The sequence below is a fragment of the Altericroceibacterium spongiae genome (genome assembly GCF_003610805.1).
GTDB lineage: Bacteria > Pseudomonadota > Alphaproteobacteria > Sphingomonadales > Sphingomonadaceae > Altericroceibacterium > Altericroceibacterium spongiae.
Window position 1 is genome coordinate 1 of sequence record NZ_RAPF01000007.1, and the last position, 20188, is coordinate 20188.

At 54.9% G+C, this 20188-nt stretch carries 21 protein-coding genes; 6 read left to right on the forward strand and 15 right to left on the reverse strand.

The annotated features are described in order from the left end of the window. Positions 1-203: hypothetical protein (locus D6851_RS17920; protein ID WP_210210359.1), on the forward strand; the 203-nt coding region annotated here is incomplete at its 5' end. A gap of 71 nt (positions 204-274) precedes the next feature. On the opposite strand, the gene D6851_RS13310 is transcribed toward D6851_RS17920, so the two are convergent. The 5 genes from D6851_RS13310 to xseA form a co-directional block, all read right to left on the reverse strand. Beyond that, positions 275-1357, reverse strand: a complete 1083-nt coding sequence (locus D6851_RS13310) for a transposase (RefSeq protein WP_210210360.1) — start codon at positions 1355-1357, stop codon at positions 275-277. Positions 1358-1583: 226 nt separating this feature from the next. Further along, positions 1584-4649, reverse strand: coding sequence for a TonB-dependent receptor domain-containing protein (locus D6851_RS13315; protein ID WP_120325396.1), 3066 nt, complete (start codon positions 4647-4649; stop codon positions 1584-1586). Positions 4650-5028: 379 nt separating this feature from the next. Then, a complete protein-coding gene (locus D6851_RS13320) occupies positions 5029-5985 on the reverse strand; it encodes a M23 family metallopeptidase (protein WP_238474101.1) in 957 nt (318 codons plus the stop codon). After that, positions 5985-6191, reverse strand: a complete 207-nt coding sequence (locus D6851_RS13325) for a DUF2093 domain-containing protein (protein ID WP_120325397.1) — start codon at positions 6189-6191, stop codon at positions 5985-5987. Before D6851_RS13325 ends, D6851_RS13320 begins: the two co-directional genes overlap by 1 nt. A gap of 47 nt (positions 6192-6238) precedes the next feature. Further along, positions 6239-7768, reverse strand: coding sequence for an exodeoxyribonuclease VII large subunit (xseA, locus tag D6851_RS13330; RefSeq protein WP_120325398.1), 1530 nt, complete (start codon positions 7766-7768; stop codon positions 6239-6241). Here xseA and purD point away from each other — a divergent pair. Then, positions 7767-9056 carry a phosphoribosylamine--glycine ligase gene (gene purD / locus D6851_RS13335; RefSeq protein WP_120325399.1) on the forward strand — a complete coding sequence of 430 codons (1290 nt, stop codon included), beginning with the start codon at positions 7767-7769 and terminating at the stop codon, positions 9054-9056. The two genes, xseA and purD, sit on opposite strands and share 2 nt — an antisense overlap. Positions 9057-9123: 67 nt before the next feature. Here the strand turns inward: purD and D6851_RS13340 are convergent, their stop codons facing one another. Further along, the gene (locus tag D6851_RS13340) at positions 9124-10119 is read right to left on the reverse strand and encodes an adenosine kinase (RefSeq protein WP_120325400.1); all 996 of its coding nucleotides are present in this window, start codon (positions 10117-10119) and stop codon (positions 9124-9126) included. A 71-nt stretch (positions 10120-10190) separates the two neighbouring features. On the opposite strand from D6851_RS13340, the gene D6851_RS13345 reads away from it, so the two are divergent. Beyond that, positions 10191-10895, forward strand: coding sequence for an EI24 domain-containing protein (locus D6851_RS13345; protein WP_120325401.1), 705 nt, complete (start codon positions 10191-10193; stop codon positions 10893-10895). Next, complete coding sequence (locus D6851_RS13350) at positions 10885-11316, forward strand: hypothetical protein (protein ID WP_120325402.1); 432 nt, start codon at positions 10885-10887, stop codon at positions 11314-11316. The genes D6851_RS13345 and D6851_RS13350 overlap by 11 nt, the downstream gene beginning before the upstream one ends. Positions 11317-11322: 6 nt before the next feature. Here the strand turns inward: D6851_RS13350 and D6851_RS13355 are convergent, their stop codons facing one another. Continuing rightward, positions 11323-11784: a cupin domain-containing protein gene (locus tag D6851_RS13355; protein ID WP_183030098.1), complete on the reverse strand. Its 462-nt coding sequence runs from the start codon at positions 11782-11784 to the stop codon at positions 11323-11325. Positions 11785-11880: 96 nt separating this feature from the next. Between D6851_RS13355 and D6851_RS13360 the strand changes: the two genes are divergently transcribed. After that, entirely contained in the window at positions 11881-12777 is an 897-nt protein-coding gene (locus D6851_RS13360) for a LysR family transcriptional regulator (protein ID WP_120325404.1), read from the forward strand. Between the two features lie 67 nt (positions 12778-12844). Next, on the forward strand, positions 12845-13780 hold the full coding sequence (locus D6851_RS13365) for a hypothetical protein (RefSeq protein WP_147395483.1): 936 nt from the start codon (positions 12845-12847) through the stop codon (positions 13778-13780). Between the two features lie 27 nt (positions 13781-13807). On the opposite strand, the gene D6851_RS13370 is transcribed toward D6851_RS13365, so the two are convergent. From D6851_RS13370 to D6851_RS13405, 8 genes are read right to left on the reverse strand one after another with little or no spacing between them, the layout of a single operon-like run. Further along, entirely contained in the window at positions 13808-14167 is a 360-nt protein-coding gene (locus D6851_RS13370; RefSeq protein WP_120325406.1) for a HesB/IscA family protein, read from the reverse strand. Beyond that, positions 14164-14673 carry an SUF system Fe-S cluster assembly protein gene (locus D6851_RS13375; RefSeq protein ID WP_120325407.1) on the reverse strand — a complete coding sequence of 170 codons (510 nt, stop codon included), beginning with the start codon at positions 14671-14673 and terminating at the stop codon, positions 14164-14166. Before D6851_RS13375 ends, D6851_RS13370 begins: the two co-directional genes overlap by 4 nt. Then, a complete protein-coding gene (locus D6851_RS13380; RefSeq protein ID WP_120325408.1) occupies positions 14670-15884 on the reverse strand; it encodes an aminotransferase class V-fold PLP-dependent enzyme in 1215 nt (404 codons plus the stop codon). The genes D6851_RS13375 and D6851_RS13380 overlap by 4 nt, the downstream gene beginning before the upstream one ends. After that, entirely contained in the window at positions 15881-16639 is a 759-nt protein-coding gene (locus D6851_RS13385) for a SufD family Fe-S cluster assembly protein (RefSeq protein WP_120325409.1), read from the reverse strand. The genes D6851_RS13380 and D6851_RS13385 overlap by 4 nt, the downstream gene beginning before the upstream one ends. After that, positions 16639-17382, reverse strand: a complete 744-nt coding sequence (sufC, locus tag D6851_RS13390) for a Fe-S cluster assembly ATPase SufC (protein WP_120325410.1) — start codon at positions 17380-17382, stop codon at positions 16639-16641. The genes D6851_RS13385 and sufC overlap by 1 nt, the downstream gene beginning before the upstream one ends. 30 nt (positions 17383-17412) lie before the next feature. Further along, positions 17413-17784: a hypothetical protein gene (locus tag D6851_RS13395; protein WP_120325411.1), complete on the reverse strand. Its 372-nt coding sequence runs from the start codon at positions 17782-17784 to the stop codon at positions 17413-17415. Next, complete coding sequence (gene sufB / locus D6851_RS13400) at positions 17781-19292, reverse strand: Fe-S cluster assembly protein SufB (protein WP_238474102.1); 1512 nt, start codon at positions 19290-19292, stop codon at positions 17781-17783. Before sufB ends, D6851_RS13395 begins: the two co-directional genes overlap by 4 nt. Then, positions 19289-19720, reverse strand: coding sequence for an SUF system Fe-S cluster assembly regulator (locus D6851_RS13405; protein WP_120325412.1), 432 nt, complete (start codon positions 19718-19720; stop codon positions 19289-19291). Before D6851_RS13405 ends, sufB begins: the two co-directional genes overlap by 4 nt. Between the last annotated feature and the right edge of the window lie 468 nt (positions 19721-20188).

Consider the following 20188-nt stretch of genomic DNA (forward strand, 5'->3'; position numbering starts at 1 on the left):
GCTCAACCGGTCCAGGTGCTCCGTCAGAGAAAACAGGCTGCGTGGCTGCATCGAAACTCTCCATCCAATGCCTCCACAGAATCACAATCCGCTACTCAAAGCGAGGGGTTATTGCCGGTGTCCAGCTGGACACCCGCAATAACCATGGTTTCGCTGTCACTTTTATGAAGGGCGACGACCTTGCAAGCAGATCGGCTATCTGAGCGCCTGATTGGCGGCGCCTGTCGGTTAGGTTCTGGTCATTTCCTGCCTCGCCCGTAGGTTCCGGGCGTACTTATCCTGTGGCGGCCCGACGCTCATGGAAGATCAGGCGGTTGAAGTTGTAGGCCAGGTTGCAAAGGGTCAGTTTCGCCTCAGCGCGGGCCAGGCCGATGGTGCGGATGAACAGGTTGAACCGGTTCTTCTGATGCGCGAAGACATGTTCGACATGGGCCCGGATCGAGGATTTGGCGGCATTGGCCCGCGCGGTTGCCCTCGACATCGGCTTGCCCATGGGTTTGCGCCGATGAATGCGGGACGTGAGCATCTGATCCGACAACCACTTCTCGTTGCGCCTGGATCGATAGGCACTGTCAGCCCAGACCTCGGAACTGGTATTGTCCGTGCTGACGACCTGCCGGAGAAGGCGCCCGTCCGCCGCTGACGCCGAAGTCACCGCCATGCCTCGGATGAAGCCGAAGCGTCGGTCGATGCTAATGTGGGATTTGTAGCCGAAGACCGGCAGGGCGATCATGGGGAGCGGCGTTCCATCCGCCCGATACCGGACTTTCCCGCCAACCTTGAGGGTCCAGCGGGCGTCGGTATCTTTCTGTGCTGCCTTGTTCGGCTCGTCCGGCCAGATATCCTTGGCGCTCTTGCCCGACTTGATCGCTTCGCGTTCGCCCTCGGTGTTCCGCTGTCTTGGCGCAGGCACCAGCGAGGCGTCCACGATCTGCCCCGACATCGGAATATAGCCCTTCTTCTGGAGTTGCCAGTCAAAGGCCTTCATCACCCGCTTGAGCGTTCCCGTCTCGGTCAGGCGATTGCGAAAATGCCGGATCGTGTTCTCGTCCGGCGTCCGGTCCCCAAGCGACAGCCCCAGAAACCGCAGCCAACTCAGCCGATCGCGGATCATGAACTCCATCCGAGCGTCTGACAGATTATGCTGCGCCTGCAGGATCAGAGCCTTGAACATCATCACCGGATCGAATGGTGGACGCCCGCCTTTGGCTCCATCGCCATAGCCAAGGCCTTCGACCAGCCACGCCTGGAAATACTCGAAATCCACAGTCTTCTGCAAAACCTCGAGCGGATCGCCCTCCTTACTCAATGCTTCAAGGCGATCGCTCAAACTGAACAGGGACTTGGGATCCACCACGGCTCTCCATCATCGCGCCCGATCAGTGAATCACCATAGCCCCCTAAACGCTACCGGTTTTTGCGGGTCTCCAGCTTGAACAACCAACCCGCAGACGATCCACTTATCAAACGTCAAAGGCTGTTCAGACAAACCGAGCCACTTCTCAAGGAAGACTGTCTCATATCTGGAATACCATTGAGAAAAGCGCGAGTCGAAGTTCGCGCCTTTCTGTGTTTAAAGAAAATTAAAAGTTCAAACGAACACCACCATAGTAGCGGCGCCCAAATATATCATACACATCAGCTGCAGTATTAGCTCCAGTAACATTAAAAGTAGTTCCGCTAGGGATTAATGGAGCGTTATTATCCAACAGATTATCAATTCCAAAATAAATCTGGAACCCCTCTATAAATTCATAGCTCACTTGAGTATCCAAATAAAATTGTGAGGATACCCCAATGCACTTTGGATTCGCTCCCAATGAACTACACAATTGATCATCTTCATAAGAACGGCCGATAAATGTACCAGTCATACTCCAACGGAAGTCATCGTTGGAATAGACGCCTTTAGTAGTGAAACGATCCTTAGCAGTACCGATTTCCCCAGCCGACCGATCAACATCTTCACCACCTTGGATAGGATAGTAATCATTCTTAAACACATGGGTGTATGAACCACTAAGCGTGAGCTGATCACCACTAGTGATACCGACCGGCATCTGATAATTCAGTGTAAAATCGATACCGTCTGTTTTCATTTGGGCTGCATTCACATCAAGCGCATTAATATACTCGATCGATCCGGCACTGTTAGTCGCCGTTGCACTTGGACGGCGTATAATTAGGTCACAAAAATTAGAAGTGCCCTGACCATAACACTGGTCCAGAATAAACTGACGCGGAAAAGATGCTATAACATCGTCAATTTTGATATTATAATAATCAATTGTAAGCGTCAGATTACGCAGTGCATATATAGAACGTGGATTAACAACAGCACCAATTGTCCAGGAATCAGCTGTCTCCTCGTGCAAATCAGGATTGCCACCGTTAAAGCCACTAATCCCCTGCAGATCTGATTGACTAGCTACAAACGAACCATTTTGAGCAATGTTTTCACTAACACCAGCTGCTGCACGGCAATTATCTCCAATTGCACCGCCGCCACTAGCACCCACTCCTACACATGGATCAGTAAGTCCCGAAGGAAATGTTTGCGACATGCCTGCATATAGTTCGCCAATATTCGGCGCACGAACAGCACGTGCAAAGGTTCCGCGGAAACGCAAATCATCGATCGGCTGCCAAGTGCCTGTTACGTTGTAGCTCGTAGTGGTTCCTACTGTGGAATAATCTGCAACGCGCACGGCACCACCAACTTCCAGCAACTTAAAAAAGGGCTGATCAGCTATAATCGGGACACGCAGCTCCATATAACCTTCAAGCACATCGAACGAACCGCTTGTATCAGGTAACAAGTTGCCTGCATTCAAACCCTGATTTGTCAGAGCATCCCAGTCTTCATTGGAGGATTCTTTACGGTACTCTACCCCGGTCGCCAAACCCACAGAACCAGCTGGCAAATCAAACAATGAGCCAGAAACATTTGCCTGAAGGACTTGTTGTTCCAGTTTTGTCTGCAAGGAACTTGGTGCCTGAATATAAGCCACAGCATCGTCAGAGATATTTCCCGCACCGAATATATTGGCAGGCACGCATCCGTTAGCGCGCGCCTCAGCGTTAATGCAAACCATGTCATCGGTTGCGCCATCACCATCTACATCGTTAACATCCTGCATTACCGCGAGAGCGTTGCGGAAATTGGCAACATTAACTTGGCCACTTGATCTTTGGCTTTCATCCACACGGCCATAATTGTAACTGGCATCCCAATGAAATCTGTCGTCTAGAATCTCTCCTTCGAAACCAACCACAAAACGGTAGAAGTCGCGATCGGTAGAACCTGTGCGGTTACCAAATTCTAGCAAGCGCCGAGCAAAGCCAATATCACGTAGACCATCTCCATCCGTATCCGTAGCCGCTGCGGCTATTGCAGAGGGAACCAGAGGATTCGATACAATCGAAGCCACACCATTTTGAACAACATAATTTTCAATCGGCATCACACCACTGTCAGGATAAACACCTGTTGAACCATCACTCGATAGAGCAAATGGTTCGATAATGCGAGATGAAGTCGTCTTGTTGTACGTTCCTTCAAAAATGAAACTCAAATTGTCGTTGAGCTCATAATTGCCGCGAGTAGCGAAGAGATAACGCTTAACCGGGACAGCTAAGGTACGATAGTTTTGTCGGTTGAAGCCATTGGGCCCAACCCCATCGGTCCCACAGCTATCGCCATTTGTTGTAAAGCAATCTTGAAGGTTGCCATCTGGGCTATAGGTGAATTGTGTATCGCCACCGTCGACAATAAAGCGACCTTGAGTTGGATAGGACGAATAATATGGTGTGTATTCGGTATAGAGATCACTGATATTGCCGTTCAAACGTCCCAGGCTAAACGCATCCGTCTGCGTTCCCTTACGATCCCTTGAAAGAAGACCATCTTCCTTCGAATAGCCGAAGTGAACCATGATGTTGCCGGAATTATCCGCGAAGTTCGACCCGACAGTTACGTTAGCCTGATAGCGATCAGAGTCACCCTCTTCGGTCGCCCCATACTGAGCATTGGCGGTGATACCTTCGAAGTTCTTTTTGTAGACGATGTTCACTACACCCGCGACAGCATCGGAACCATAAAGCGAAGATGCACCACCAGTCAGGACATCAATGCGATCAATGAATTGCGTAGGCATTACATTGAGATCGACAGTCTGTGAGCCCGGCACACTGGCAACCACGCGGCGACCATCAATAAGCACAAGCGTGCGATTTGAACCAAGATCGCGCAAGTCGATCGATGTTACGCCGGTACCACTGGTTAGAAATGCGGAATTCGTACGGCTAAGAGCAGGAGTGCCAAACACAGGATTTTCAAGAAGAGTTTCCTGAACATTTACTGATCCAGCATCTGCTAGCGTTTCACCGGTAAGTACCTGCAACGGAGCTTCTGATGTGATTGTAGAAGACGCGATGCGCGATCCAGTCACAATGATTAAACCTTCATCAGAACCGGTGGAGTCAGTAGCGAGCTCTCTATCCGAAAGACATTGACCAGATTCATCTTGCTTGCACTGATCAACGTCACTTTGTGAACTCTGCGCAAAAACGGGTGTGGCTATTAACGCAACACCCAAGGCAAGTGAGGCAGCCCCCGAACGCAGCGCAATGTTTTTGGAATAGGTCAAAATTCAGTCCCCCTAAAGCCGAAGACCCACCATCTAAAAATGGCAGGACCGTTCTTAATTATCCGGATGGTCAACTTTCCGGAAAAGGTCGCATCAGCAAATGATAGGGCACAACCAAATTTATTCCGGCGCGCTGGTAAAGTAGCTGTTTCATTGCAGCACTCATTCGCCCCGAGACTGTGGCATTTAAGACACAAAGGCGAAATTAGTCAAAAATCAAAAGCCTGTGAAAAATAACAACTTTATTTCAACTTACACAAGTGAAAGTAATTTTTTGTTGCTAAAATGGTACTATTGTACCATGGGCGCACCGTGTTGAAACTACTCCGCTCAACATTCCAATAAAACGCCTCGAAACACTTTGTAACAAAGGCAGTGCTTACATCGATGGTAAAAACAGGAGCGGATCGAGGCGCGCATCGCGCCATTTGATGCTCCAGTGCAGGTGCGGTCCGGTTGCGCGGCCTGATGAACCGATTCGACCGATCATCTGCCCCTGCTTGACCTTCTGGCCATCTCTCACGTCGATTTCCGACAAATGCAGAAACGCACTGTTCAAGCCCATACCGTGATCAATCATCAACAAATTGCCTTCGAGGCTGAAGGGCTTTTCGGCAGCGAGAACCACTACGCCATCCGCCGGAGCGACGATGGGCGTGCCGCTTTCGCCCGTAGCTATATCGAGCCCAGTATGGTAGCTTCCTGGTTCGCCCCGATAGATACGCTGGGAGCCAAAACGCCCTGAAATCCGGCCTTTGACCGGCCAGATGAAGCTTTGAGTCCAACCATCACTCTTTGCCAGAACCGCTCGCGCTGCGTAAATCTTTTCAAGTTCCGGCCGCCGCCGTTTCATAAATGAGGCGCTTGGACCACCGGAATGCTTGGCAACATTCACATGCTCGATATTCCATTTGCGTGGCGCAATCTCGAGAGGGCTCTCCACTGTCTGACCATCGCGCAATGTTGCAACCAGCATAGCGCTGGCGCCTGCATCACGATCAAATGCAGCGAAGAACGCCCCATCGTTGCTCAATATCAGGTCCTGATCGTCCAGCTTTGCCGAAACAGTACCAGCCGGAACCTGGCCTCGAATCCAGCCACCCTGTGTCAGTTCACCCGTATAAACAAAAGTTGTCGGCCCCGCGGGTTCAGGAGGTGGCGGGGGAGGCGCGGTGGGCGTCGGGCTCGGGACGGGAGTCGGTAAAGGCTGCACGACTTCCACATTATCATTATCGCTGCCCTCACTGGCCGGAACCACGGCGCAAGAAGCCAATGCCAGCATTCCGTAGCCGACGAGACCATATCCCGCAGCACGACACAGCGAAAGCAATCGCATCAAGCTTCGCCGAGAATACGCCGCGTCGCAATCTGCGCGCTGGCATAGGGTTCCTGTTTTTCAACGCTCCAATAGCGTAATTCTTCAAGCGGTATCGCCTCACCCGTCACAGCACAGGTGACGAAATCGCCAGATTTGACAACACGAAAGCCGCTTGGGCCATAAATGAGGGTTGCGGCACGCTGGCCGCCAGAAGACATCAACATTCTTTCCATTTATGCTCTGAGGCGCGAAGGGGCAAGAACCGAACCATTCAGAACAGGTCACCCTGCTCGGGAGGCGAGGCAGACGGTGCGCGCGCAGGCTTGCGGACCGAAGCTGAGCCGGTGGCAACCTCCATTTCCGCATCATGGAATTTAAGCCTCAAGAGGGTTTCCCTGACTGCCTGAGCCTGCGATGTGATTGTCTGACCGTCAACTGACAAAACGCGTGCAAAACCGCGCTCCAGAGGTTTTTCCGGGTCAAGTTGCGGAAGCACTCGGGCGAAACTGTCAAGCCGGCCACGTGACCGTTCAATTCTTGCGCGGATCAGAGCAGGGCGTAAACCAGCCCCCGCACGATCAAGCCGGCCATTCCCGTGCTGAACCGCCTGCCTGAATCCCGTTCCTAAACGGCCACCCAATGCCTCCAGACGCAACCGCCCTTCCTGTACCGGACGCTCCAACATATGCACCGCTAGTCGCGCGGGATCACTCTGTAACTGGCTCCGCGCCTGCGCCGCTCTGTCAGCCAGCCCACGCCTCAACCGTTCGCCCAGATCGTCAAGCCGCTGGACTGGTTGCTGCAGAAGAGATTCGGGTTTCGGCAAACGTCCTGCACGCGCCTCCAGTCGCTCACGCCCGAGATCAACCGGACGAAGTGCACATTTTTTCTGCCGCAAAGCGAATTCACCGATGGTGGCAGCCAGATCGCGCAGCACCGGTACAGCAATTTCGGCTGCAGCCGTCGGCGTCGGCGCACGCTGGTCAGCAACGAAGTCAGCCAGTGTCGTATCGGTTTCGTGTCCAACAGCGCTGATCACCGGTATAGAAGATTCAGCGATGGCCCGTATGACGATCTCTTCATTGAAACTCCAGAGATCCTCGATCGAGCCGCCGCCTCGCGCCACAATCAGCAAATCGGGTCTGGGAATCTTACCGTCTTCAGGCAGAGCGCCGAAACCTCTGACAGCCTCTGCCACCTGTTCTGCCGCCCCCTGCCCCTGCACCATGACCGGCCAGACCAGCACATGGCTTGGGAAGCGATCTGCAAGGCGATGAAGAATATCACGTATCACGGCCCCGGTTGGCGAGGTCACCACGCCGATCACCTGCGGAATGAAAGGAAGTCGACGCTTCCGTTCCGCTGCAAAGAGCCCTTCGGCTTCCAGCCGTTTGCGGGTCTTTTCAAGTAGAGCGAGTAACGCGCCTTCGCCGGCAATCTCCATCTGATCAATGACGATCTGATATTTGGAACGTCCGGGATAGGTGGTGAGCTTACCACTGGCGACAACTTCTATCCCGTCTTCAGGAAGAAAAGAAAGGCGTTGCGTGCTACCGCGCCACATTACGCCATCAATCACTGCTTTTTCATCTTTTAGTGCGCAATAGAGATGGCCGGAAGCGGCACGCTTCACACCGGAAAGCTCCCCCCGCAACTTCACATGTCCAAAACGATCCTCCACTGTTCGCTTCAGCAGACCGGAAATTTCGGTGATGGAAAGCGGTGCAGCGTTGTCGCCGTGCGAACCCTTGGCTACCAGCCCACCAGAAGACCTATTATCATCGAAGGGAAAGCCGGGCATGAATATCCTTTTGCTGGGTTCAGGTGGACGCGAACATGCACTGGCATGGAAACTGGCGCAATCACGCGTAATTGCCAAGGAAGGCCGTACGCTTTTTGCCGCTCCGGGCAATCCGGGGATCGCTAACCATGCCGAACTGGTCGCGCTTGATGTCACAGATCATGCGCAAGTTGCACATTTTTGCAATGAGAAGTCTGTGGGTCTGGTGGTGATCGGGCCCGAAGCACCTCTGGTGGATGGACTCGCAGACTCGCTACGTGCCGAAGGTATCGCTGTATTCGGACCGTCGCGCGCGGCAGCGCAACTTGAGGGTTCCAAAGGCTTTACCAAGGATTTGTGCGAGCGCGCCAACATACCGACTGCTGGCTATATTCGCACAACGAGTCTCGACGAAGCGATATCCGCACTCTCGCGCTTCTCTGCTCCATATGTGCTCAAGGCCGATGGTCTGGCAGCGGGCAAGGGGGTGGTAATCGCAGCCGATCGGGAAGAAGCCGAAGCAGCGTTGGAAGATATGTTCGGCGGTCGGTTCGGTGCGGCCGGTGCAGAAGTTGTGGTCGAGGAATTTCTCGAAGGAGAGGAAGCTAGTTTCTTCGCTCTAACCGATGGAGCTTCAGTCATGGCATTCGGGACTGCACAGGATCACAAGCGGGTAGGCGAGGGTGATACCGGGCCGAATACAGGCGGGATGGGTGCTTACAGTCCAGCCCCGATCCTGACACCGGAGATCCGTGCACAGGTGATGCAGCGGATCATTGCTCCGACTGTGAAGACACTGGCCGACGAAGGCATGCCTTATTCTGGTGTACTCTACGCCGGGCTGATGCTGACAGAAGAAGGACCCAAGCTGATCGAGTATAATTGTCGCTTCGGTGATCCTGAATGCCAGGTGCTGATGATGCGATTTCAGGGCGATCTGGCCGATTATATGCTGGCATGCGCGGAAAGCCGCCTTGGCACGATGGAACGCGCAGATTTCGCCCGAGAAGTGGCGCTTACAGTTGTTATGGCCGCAAAAGGTTATCCCGATGCACCCGAGAAAGGCGGCAGCATTTCAGGTATCGGGAAAGCCGAAGCAGAAGGGGCTAAAGTCTTTCATGCAGGTACGAAACGCGCGGAAAATGGCAATCTCATCGCCAATGGAGGGCGTGTTCTAAACGTGACCTCAACCGGCGACAACACGGCCACAGCGCAACATAACGCGTACCAGGCAGTCGCAAAGATCGACTTCCCGAGTGGCTTATACCGCCGCGATATCGGCTGGCGGGAAATCGCCCGCAAAAAATAACTATTTCACGATGATCGTCACTGCGAGGGCACAGAACAATCTGCAACCCTCGCAGTGGCAAAGCCTGTCAGCCCAGTTTCTTTTCCGCCAGCGCCTGCAAATCCACTTCCGGGCGCGCACCGTAATGGGAAATGATTTCCGCTGCAGCAATAGCACCGAGGCGGAGACACTTTTCCAGCGGCTCCTCACGGACAAACGCATGAAGGAATCCGGCCGCGAAAAGATCGCCTGCGCCGGTTGTATCGACAACTTCCTCAATGGGTTCAGCTGAAACTTCGGCGCGTTCCTCTCCCCGGACAACGACGGCACCTTCCGGGCCACGCGTTACCACCAGAGTCGGCACACGCGGGGCAAGGGCAGCAATACCTTCCTCGAAATCTTCCTTATCGGTCAGTGCAGCCAGTTCGAGATGGTTGGCAAAGATGATATCGATCTTGCCCTGATCGATCAGTTCGTGAAAATCCTGCCCGTGACGGGAAATCACGAAGGGATCGGACAGGGTGAAGGCCACTTGCCGGCCCGCTGCCTTGGCGGCGTCAATCGCTTTGCGCATAGCCGCGCGCGGTTCTTCCGGATCCCACAGATAGCCTTCGAGGAACAATACAGATCCGCCTGCAATCACATCGAGATCGAGCGCTTCGGGCGGCAGATATTGCGTCGCGCCGAGATAAGTATTCATAGTGCGCTGCCCGTCGGGCGACACAAAGATCAGGCAGCGGGCAGTCGGCGGATCACCAGCGCGTGCAGCCGTATCGAAATCGATACCGACAGCGCGAATATCATGAGCGAACACATCGCCTAACTGATCCTGCGCAACCTGACCGATAAAAGCGCATTGCGACCCCAGCGCTGACAGGCCGGCCAGCGTATTGGCCGCTGATCCGCCCGAAATTTCGCGGGCCGGGCCCATAGCATCGTATAATTCTCCGGCGCGGTCGGTATCGATCAGGGTCATGCCCCCGCGCACCATATCCAGCTCTTCGATCAATTCGTCTTCGCAGGGTGCCATTACGTCGACGATGGCATTGCCGATTGCGACCACATCATATCTGGGCTTACTCATGAAATTCCTCTTTTATGGGCAAGTCATTCGGACGTTGACTTGGACCCGCAGGCACGTAATCGCAACCATAGATGCCTGTTATCGTCACAAGTCTGATGCTTGCTCTCGGTCAACTCACCGGACCGAAGCTGTGGCGCATCCTTGCCAAAAGCGTCACTTTGACGGCGCTGATCGTTGCCGTTCTGGGAACGGGTGTATGGTACGGTCTCGACTGGATACTGGCCAGAGCCGGTCTGTCAGACACTTTATTTGCAGGTTCCGCAGGCTTGCGCGAAACGGCAAGCCTGGTGCTTTCCTTCATCGCAATATGGCTGATCTGGCGAATTGTCGCCATGGCAGTGATCCAGTTCTTTGCCGGAGAGATCATCGAGGCCGTCGAAACACGATATTACCCGCGAGCTGCACAACAGGCCCGCAACCTGTCTTTGAAACAGGAATGGTCGGTCGGCCTTGCTGCCTCAGGCAGGGCGCTGCTCACCAATATAATCGTTCTTCCCTTCGCTATCCTGCTGTTGTTCACCGCAATCGGCCCGGCCATTTTGTTCTGGGCCGTCAATGCCCTGTTACTGGGCCGCGAATTGCAGGACATGGTATGGCTGCGCCACTGCCATACACCCGACGCGCCTGCTCCGTTTTCGCGAAGCGAGCGCTTTATGCTAGGCGGCATTGTAGCGGCGCTTCTTCTTGTGCCCGTCGCCAATTTTCTTGCCCCTGTGCTCGGTGCAGCGGCAGCCACTCACCTTCTTCATCGCAAGAGAGATAATCATGCGGCTTAATCCGGCTTTATGTCTGCTTCCCCTGCTCGCAGCCTGCGCCAGCAGTGGCGGCATCACCGGCAACAGCACACCACCGCCCAGTCGCGACAAGCCGATCCGCGTGCCACCGACGAGACCCGCTCCGCCGCCACCGGCCAAACGCGGCTTTGAGGCCCCGCAGGTACTGCGCATGGCGGGGCTGGAAGATGTTATTCTAAAGGACAGTAAGGCGCTTATCCGCCTGTTCGGCCCGCCGCGCCTCGATGTACATGAAGGCGACATGCAGAAGCTGCAATTTGCCGGTTCTTCCTGTGTGCTGGACATCTATCTCTATCCCACACGGGAAGGCGCAGAGCCGGTCGCCACCTATGTCGATGCCCGCCGCCAGAGCGACGGACTCGATGTCGACCGCGCTGCCTGCGTCAAAGCTTTGCGACGATAAGGAAAATCAGGGCTGCACAACAGGCCCGACAATTGCCTGTTCATAGCGCTCGCACACCGCCTGCACCTCTTCGGGCCGATGGGGTAAAGGCAGACTGCCCATTGCCTGAAAAAAGCGATCATGCCGTGCCGGGGTCGCGACAAGCATCATACAGGCGCTGCCATCCAGGGCCGAAAAACTATGCACATCGCCTTGGGGCACAAAGACCGAGGCGCCGCATTCCGCCAAAAAACGATCATTCCCGACGAGAAACAGCAAATGCCCGCGTGTAACGGTGAACAGTTTGTCTTCGGTGAAGGATATATGAGCCGGAGCGCCAAGTGCAGGCGCGACAGTCAACGCCATGGCCGTCAGGGGCGCCGCCTCTCCGCCCAGCAATATCTCGGCATGGATGCCCGAAAAATCTGCTGTGCCACATGTCGCAAGCAAGCCACGCGGTATATCCGGACCGGTATCTGTTTCAGTCATAATCATTCCTCAAATGGTTCACTTGGCTTTAGCACTTGCGCCACTGCCTGATTATCCGGCAGATAATGGACAGATAATCCTAAATTCTGGACAATAATGGTGAAGCTCGATCCTCTTCAGGCCTTTGTTGCGGTAGTGCGCGCAGGAGGCTTTTCCGCCGCTGCTCGACGCAGCGGAACACCGCGTTCAACACTCAGTCTTCAGGTTCGTTCGCTCGAACAATCTCTTGACCTCCGGCTCCTCAAGCGCTCGACCCGCTCCATCACACTGACCGAGGACGGACAGCGCCTGTTTCAGGAAGCCGATGGTCTTCTGGACAGGCTGGACCGCACCATGGAGAGCCTGCGTGGCCATTCCGGTACTTTGCAGGGGCTGATCCGCATTACTGCACCCAGCGATTTCCCAGGCCTGTTTCTGGCTGAGGCGGTAGCCGGCTTCACCCGCCAACACCCGGAAGTGCGTTTTGCGATCACGCTCACCAATACCAAGATCGATCTTGTCCGCGAAAATATCGATATCGCAATCCGTGCCGGCCGCAATCATGCGCCGGATGCAGTGGAACGGCCCTTACTCGACATGGAATGGACCTTTTGTGCAAGCAGCGAATGGGTCGCACATCACGGACAGCCGCGCGCAATAGCCGACATCACGCAATTTATTGCTCCGCCTGTCGCTTTGCGAAACTATCTCAAGGGTGTCGTTCTCGGTGGAGCAGAGCTTCCCGAACCCGCAATCGAAGTGGACAACCACTTTATGGCCCGGGATCTTGTGGTTTGCGGCTTCGGCGTCGGCCTGTTGCCGACCGGACTGTGCCGCGAAGCGCTGGCAAACGAACAAATGCAGCAGCTGTTGCCCGATAGCATCCAGGGCAGCACCAGGCTTACACTGACGTTCCCTTCCCGCGCCGATATGGTCCCGCGCATACGCGCATTCGCCGATTATTTGTGCGGCACCTTGCAGAACAGACAACTATTGCAAAAAATCCCTCGGTAACATTGATTTAAACCTCTGCGCACACAATGCCGACCGGACACGGAAAGGGCTTCTCCGGGGCATGAATATGCAATTCGAGAAAATTGCGCAGTCAATTGCGGCAGACGGGATCATTGCCTCTTCAGATATTCTGGCCTTGCGGCGCACAGGCTGGTCCGACGGAGAAATTACACCGTCTCAGGCCAAAGCGATTTTCGATCTTAACGATGCACTGACCGAACGGCCCGAAGAATGGGTAGACTTCTTTGTCGAAGCGATTGGCGACCATGTGCTGAACGGCATCGATCCGAAAGGCCATGTCAGCGAGGAACAGGGATACTGGCTCATTTCCCGGCTTAGCGACTCGGGGCATCTGAACAGTATGGCCGAGCTGCATCTGCTTACCCGGCTGGTCGAGCAGGCTGACAGCGTACCCGAAAATCTGAGGTGCTTTATTCTGGAAGAATTGGAGCGGGCGATCCTCACCGGTACTGGCCCCACACGCTGCGGAGGTGAACTGGCCGCAAACCATGTAACATCAGCCGAATGCACGATCTTGCGTCGTGTGATTTTTGCTCCGGCGAGTGACCGGCCGGCCGCTGTCAGCAAGCGCGAAGCGGATCTGCTGTTCCGCATCAAACAGGCGACGCGCCATGCTGAAAATGCGCCCGAATGGGAGCAGCTCTTCGTACAGGGCGTAGCCAATTATCTGCGGGGCTTTTCGCCAAGTAACGCGCAATTATCGCGTAAAAAGGCCAAAGCACTGGACAAATTCATGAGCGACCGGAATCATCATGCAGGTCGCTTCTTGGGCCGTATGGCGCAGGAAGCTCCCAATAGTATGGGGGTGGTTTTCGGCAGAAAGCGCACAGATTCCACTGTCAGCCTCGATAAGCAGGTGGCACGGGCTGCACAGATTTCCACTACCGAACAGAAATGGCTCGACGACCATCTCGGTCCCAGGGGTGAGCGAGACGATTATGACTGCGCCTTGCTGGCTTTTCTCTCAGAAGAGCGGGGCTGACCCTATTCACCAGCCAACGCGCAACTATCAGACCATAAAGCTTTCACCGCAACCGCAGGCACCTTTGGCATTGGGATTATCAAACACGAAACCGGCAGTGAAATCATCCTCCTGCCAGTCCATGACCGATCCCACCAGATAAAGCACCGAAGCGCCGTCAATATAGAACAGGCCGCCGGGGGTTTCGATCTTCTCATCGAAATTATTCTCTTCGGTCACATAATCGACCGAATAAGCAAGGCCCGAACAGCCGCGACGAGGCGTGGAGAGTTTGACACCGATCGCCCCTTCCGGTGCTTTCGCCATCAGATCGGCAATGCGTTGCTCAGCCGCAGGAGTGAGAGACACGGCAGCGGGGCGAGTGCGGGTTTTGGTTTCAGCCATCATAGCATTCCCAGTTCGAGACGCGCTTCATCGCTCATTTTGGCAGGATCCCATGGCGGGTCCCAGGTTACATTGACCTGTGCATCGCGCACGCCCGGAATATTGCCGATCCGCAATTCGATTTCGCCAGGCATGGTCTCAGCCACAGGACAATGCGGTGTGGTCAGAGTCATGGTGATCGCGACATCGGCATCGTCGGTGACATCGACACCATAGATGAGACCAAGATCGTAAATATTCACCGGAATTTCCGGATCGTAAATATCCTTCAGCGCTTCGATCACCGCCTCATAAAGCGGGCCGCCCGGCTCCCCGGCGGATATCCCTTCAGGGGCTTTTGCAAGGAAACCATCGAGATAATCTTTCTTGCGTTCGCCGTTTTCCTCGGACTCCTCCGTCGGGGACGGGATATCCGAGACGCGTGCACGCGGGGGCTTGTCCACGCCAATCACTTGCTCCGTGGGCGGCGGTGCAGCGACATATTCCTTCTTTTCGCTCGTCTCGCTCATCCGAAAATCCTCTTGGTACGCTCGATGCCGCGAATCAGTGCCGCCACATCCTCTTCATCACTATACAGGCCGAAGCTGGCGCGGGCCGTGGCGGGAACGCCGAGATGCTCCATCAGCGGTTGCGCGCAGTGATGACCGGCGCGAATCGCAACATTCTCTTCATCCAATATGGTGCCGAGATCATGCGGGTGAACCCCCAGCATGGCGAAACTGACGATTCCGGCCGAATCTTCCGGCCCGAAAACGGTCACATCATTCATGCCGCGCAAAGCCTCCCGCGTCTGCGCAACCAGCCGCGCTTCATGGGCATGAATTGTATCGAGCCCGGTATCTGTCACATAGTCGCAGGCTACGGCCAGACCGATAGCCTCGACAATAGCCGGCGTCCCGGCTTCAAAACGCTGCGGGGCCGGGGCGTAGGTGGTCTTTTCAAAAGTCACCTTGTCGATCATCGACCCACCGCCCTGCCAGGGCTTCATACTGTCGAGAATATCCGCTCGGGCCCACAGAGCACCAATCCCGGTGGGCCCGTAAAGCTTGTGACCGGAAAAGGCGTAGAAGTCGCAATCAAGCGCCCCAACATCCACTGAAATTCTGGGAACGGCCTGACAGCCATCAAGCAGCAGCTTGGCCCCGACACAATGGGCCAGCCCGGCTGCCCGCTTCACATCGAGCACCGAACCGAGCACATTCGAAATATGCGCCAGCGCCACCAGCTTGTGCTGTGGTGTCAGCATCTGTTCCATCGCATCGAGATCGATCGCTCCGTCAGCCGTGAGCGGGCAAACATCGATTTCAATTCCTATCCGGTCGCGCAAAAGTTGCCATGGCACGATATTGGAATGATGCTCGAGCTGCGACACGAGGATACGATCCCCGGCTTTCAGCCAGTTTTCTCCCCAGCTATAAGCCACCAGATTGATCGCTTCAGTGGCGCCGCGGGTGAAAACGACTTCCTCTTCACGGCCCCCGATAAATTCAGCCACCCGGCGGCGGGCGGCTTCATAACCCAGCGTCATTTCAGCCGAGCGCCCATAAACACCGCGATGCACAGTCGCATAGTCGGAGCCTATCGCCCGGGAAACCGCGTCAATCACCGCTTGCGGCTTCTGCGCTGTGGCCGCAGTATCGAGATAATGCCAAGGTTGCCCTTCGGCATTCAACATGCCTGGGAAATCAGCTTTGCGGGTCAACAGAGCATTCTCGCTCATAAGGCGTCTCCCAACGCTTTCAGCGCATGATCGAGCAACTCGCCCTGCTGCACTTCATCATCCAGCGCCGCGAAGGCGTCCGCCAGAAAAGCGCGAACCAGCAGCTTGCGAGCTTCCTCGGGCGGCAAGCCACGAGCGGCCATATAGAAGCGCGCCTGTTCATCGAGTTGGCCGACCGTTGCGCCATGCGCGCATTTCACGTCATCGGCAAAAATCTCGAGCTGCGGCACGGCATTGGCAGCAGCGCCGCGCTCCAGCAACAGGCCCTTAAAGTCCTGCGCTGCATCGGTCTTCTGCGCGTGGCGAGCGACATCGATCCGGCCGAGAAAGTTGCCCACGCCCTTGCCCCAGTGAACAGCGCGAACCGTCTGATTGGAAGTCGCTTCCGGTTCGGCATGGATCACATGCGTCACAAATTCACGTGTCGTCTGCTCACCACCCAGCGTCACACCGCCAAATTCGAAATGGGCGCCCCTGGCCAGCTTAATATCTAGTTCGATCCGCGCAAATTGACTCGCGGCATTAACGGCGAAGATTTCGCATCGCCCGCCTTCGCCAACCGATACACGCAATCGCCGCAAATCGACGTCGTCGGAGCCATCGAGCAGAAAGACGTCACGATAGGTGTCACCGGGCGCAATGGCGATTTCCTGCCAGTCATTGATCGCCGCAAGATCAAGCGTATGGAGCGCATCCACATCCGAATAGCGCCATTCTTCCGCTTTGCGGGTCGGATAGGTTGCTGCCTCAACCATCAGGCCGCCACCGCTTCATAGCCTTCGCTTTCGAGTTGAAGAGCCAGATCCGGTCCGCCCGTCTTCACAATGCGCCCCTTGGCCAGAACATGCACAATATCGGGCTTCACATAATCGAGCAGGCGCTGATAATGGGTGATTAGCAGAACACCCTTGTCGGGTGCACGCATGATCGTGTTGATGCCTTCGCCAACAATTTTCAGCGCATCGATATCGAGGCCGGAATCCGTCTCATCCAGAACGGCGAATTTGGGATCGAGAATGCCCATCTGAACCATTTCGGCGCGCTTCTTTTCACCGCCTGAAAAACCGACATTCACATTGCGCTTGAGCATATCCATATCGAGCCGCAGCAAACCGGCCTTTTCCTTTGCCAGTTTGAGAAATTCACCGCCGCTCAGCGGTTCTTCCCCACGATATTTGCGCTGCGCATTCAAAGCTTCACGCAGAAACTGCACATTCGATACGCCAGGTATTTCAACCGGATATTGAAAGCCCAGAAATGTCCCGGCAGCAGCACGCTCATGTGGCTCCATCGACAACAAATCCTCACCGTTGAAAGTCACTGTCCCCTGAGTCACTTCATAGCCAGGGCGACCACCCAGCACATAAGCGAGGGTGGATTTGCCCGCGCCATTCGGCCCCATAATGGCATGCACTTCACCGGCATTTACTTCGAGATCGAGCCCCCGGAGGATTTCTTTGCCGTCAATTTCGGCATGAAGGTTTTCGATTTTAAGCATATCTGTCTCTTCTGTATGAGCGGACTGGCGTTAGCCTTCAGGGCAGCGCATCCGCTTGAAACTATAGGTATCGGTGGATGTAATGAGGGTCTGTCCATCACCGGAAAGCTGATAGCGCGCCGTCGATTCCCAACTTTCTCCTTCGCCGCTATAGCTGGCGGTAATCAGGATCTCTCGCGGACCGACAGTTTCAATCTGTGTGATGTTGCCTGTGGCCTCCCAGCCACGCAATGCATCACTTTCGATTGTCAGCGTCGCATCGCTTGGTTGCTGGCAGAATTGCGCCGCTTCCTCCCAACGACCCTGAAAAGCCTGCGGCACCTGTACATTGCTTTGCGCCGTAACAGTGACGGGAGCAGCCGCAAAAAGCAGTGTCAAAAGGCCAATCCGCATCCTCATCATCCAACGCTTCCTTCCAGCGAAATCGCCAGAAGCTTCTGCGCCTCAACGGCAAATTCCATCGGCAGCTCTTTCAGGACTTCTTTGGCAAAGCCATTCACGATAAGCGCTACAGCCTGCTCTTCATCCAGCCCTCGCTGCATCGCATAGAACAGCTGGTCATCACTGATCTTGGAGGTGGTCGCCTCATGCTCAATCTGCGCGGTGGGATTCTTCACCTCGATATAAGGCACCGTATGCGCACCGCTCTGGTCACCGAGCAGCAGCGAATCACACTGCGTGAAGTTGCGCACATTCTCGGCATTGGGTCCAACCCGAACAAGACCGCGATAGGTATTGTTACTGTAGCCAGCGGAAATACCCTTAGAAATGATCGTCGAGCGGCTGTTCTTGCCGTTATGCACCATCTTGGTGCCGGTATCGGCCTGCTGACGATTATTGGTTACCGCCACCGAATAGAATTCGCCGACCGAATCCTCACCATTGAGCACACAGCTCGGATATTTCCAGGTCACCGCACTGCCGGTTTCAACCTGCGTCCAGCTGATCTTGGATCGGGCGCCCTGACACAGACCACGCTTGGTGACGAAATTATAGATCCCGCCTTTGCCCTCAGCATCACCGGGATACCAGTTCTGGACAGTCGAATATTTGATCTCTGCATCATCAAGCGCAACCAGTTCCACCACAGCGGCATGGAGCTGATTCTCATCACGCATCGGCGCTGTGCAGCCTTCCAGATAGGACACGTAAGAGCCCTTTTCGGCTACGATCAACGTCCTTTCGAACTGTCCCGTATTTTCCGCATTGATACGGAAATAGGTTGAAAGCTCCATCGGGCAGCGCACCCCTTCGGGAATGTAAACGAAGGTGCCATCCGAAAAGACCGCGCTGTTTAGTGTGGCGAAGAAATTATCACGCTGCGGCACGACCTTGCCCAGCCATTTCTTCACCAGATCGGGATATTCGCGCAATGCTTCGCTGATCGACAGAAAGATGACGCCTGCTTTTTGCAGTTCATCGCGAAAAGTGGTGGCAACCGATACGGAATCGAACACGGCATCGACCGCGACCTTGCGCGCACCTTCCACTCCGGCGAGGACTTTCTGCTCCTCAATCGGAATGCCCAGCTTTTCATATACAGAGAGGATTTCGGGATCGACCTCATCAAGGCTTTTCACCGCGTCCTTCTTTTTGGGCGCAGCGTAATAATAAGCATCTTGATAATCGATGGCAGGGTAACCCAGCTTCGCCCAGTTGGGCTCTTCCATAGTCTGCCATAAACGAAACGCCTTGAGGCGCCATTCGAGCATCCAATCCGGCTCCTGCTTCTTGGCCGAAATGAAACGAATCGTATCTTCGTTGAGACCTTTGGGCGCAAATTCCTGCTCAATATCGGAGGAAAAGCCGAACTCGTAGGTTTCCAGCCGTTTCGCGGCATCGCGAGCGGACTGATCCTGAATTGTAGTGCCCTGTTCGGGTGTATCTGCGGTTTTCATCTCTTCACTCATGCAGGCTGTTCCATTGGAGCCGGCTCCAGCCGGGCGAGGCGACTCAGCGGCACGTCAGCAAGCGCACCGCGCAATGCCTCATTTACGATTGGCCAATGCGGGCGCACCGTGCAGCTTTTTTCCAGCGCGCAATCATGACGCGAGGATTCGACACAGGCGGTCAGCGCAATCGGCCCTTCAACTGCTTCGACAATATCGGCCAGACTAATGGCTGCGGCCGGCCGGGCGAGCTGCAACCCCCCCTTCACACCGCGCACCGAATGCAGCAAGCCAGCTGCGCTGAGCAGGCTGACCAGCTTCTGTACCGTAGGAATGGGGAGACCGGTTTCTTCCGCCAGCTGGGTGGCAGAAACGCGCGTGGAGCCGCAATGGCGCGCGGCGGCGCTCATTGCTACGACAGCGTAATCTGCCATACTGCTCAATCGCATTTCATTTCCGTTTCCGGCCCTGCTGCGGGCCTGTCCCATATGACCCGTTAAAACGCTCTATCTTAAATCGGAGCGATTTTCTCCGGTTTCACCTAGGAGCCTTTCCCCCCCTTTTCAATCGTTGCAACATATGGAAATCGATAGAAATTCTAATGAGTGACGAAGAGATAAGAAAACGAAGCATCCGAATCGTAGGACGACTCACAAACCTGCATCTGCAAGGCAATTGCGATTAGCAAAATTTCTTGCAGCAACTCTCTGATTTGCATAAAAAAAGGGCGACAGCTTCTGCTGCCGCCCTCTAAGTCGAGAACTCGTTGCATTCCTGCTCCGAGCCCTTCGGGTCGCAAGTTGAGTTTTGCTATATCCCTATCGAAATAATTGTAGGAAGACGACAAAGACCTGCAAAACATATGCGTGTGCATAATTTTTATGATGCGACTCTGAGCGAGTGACAGCATACAATCC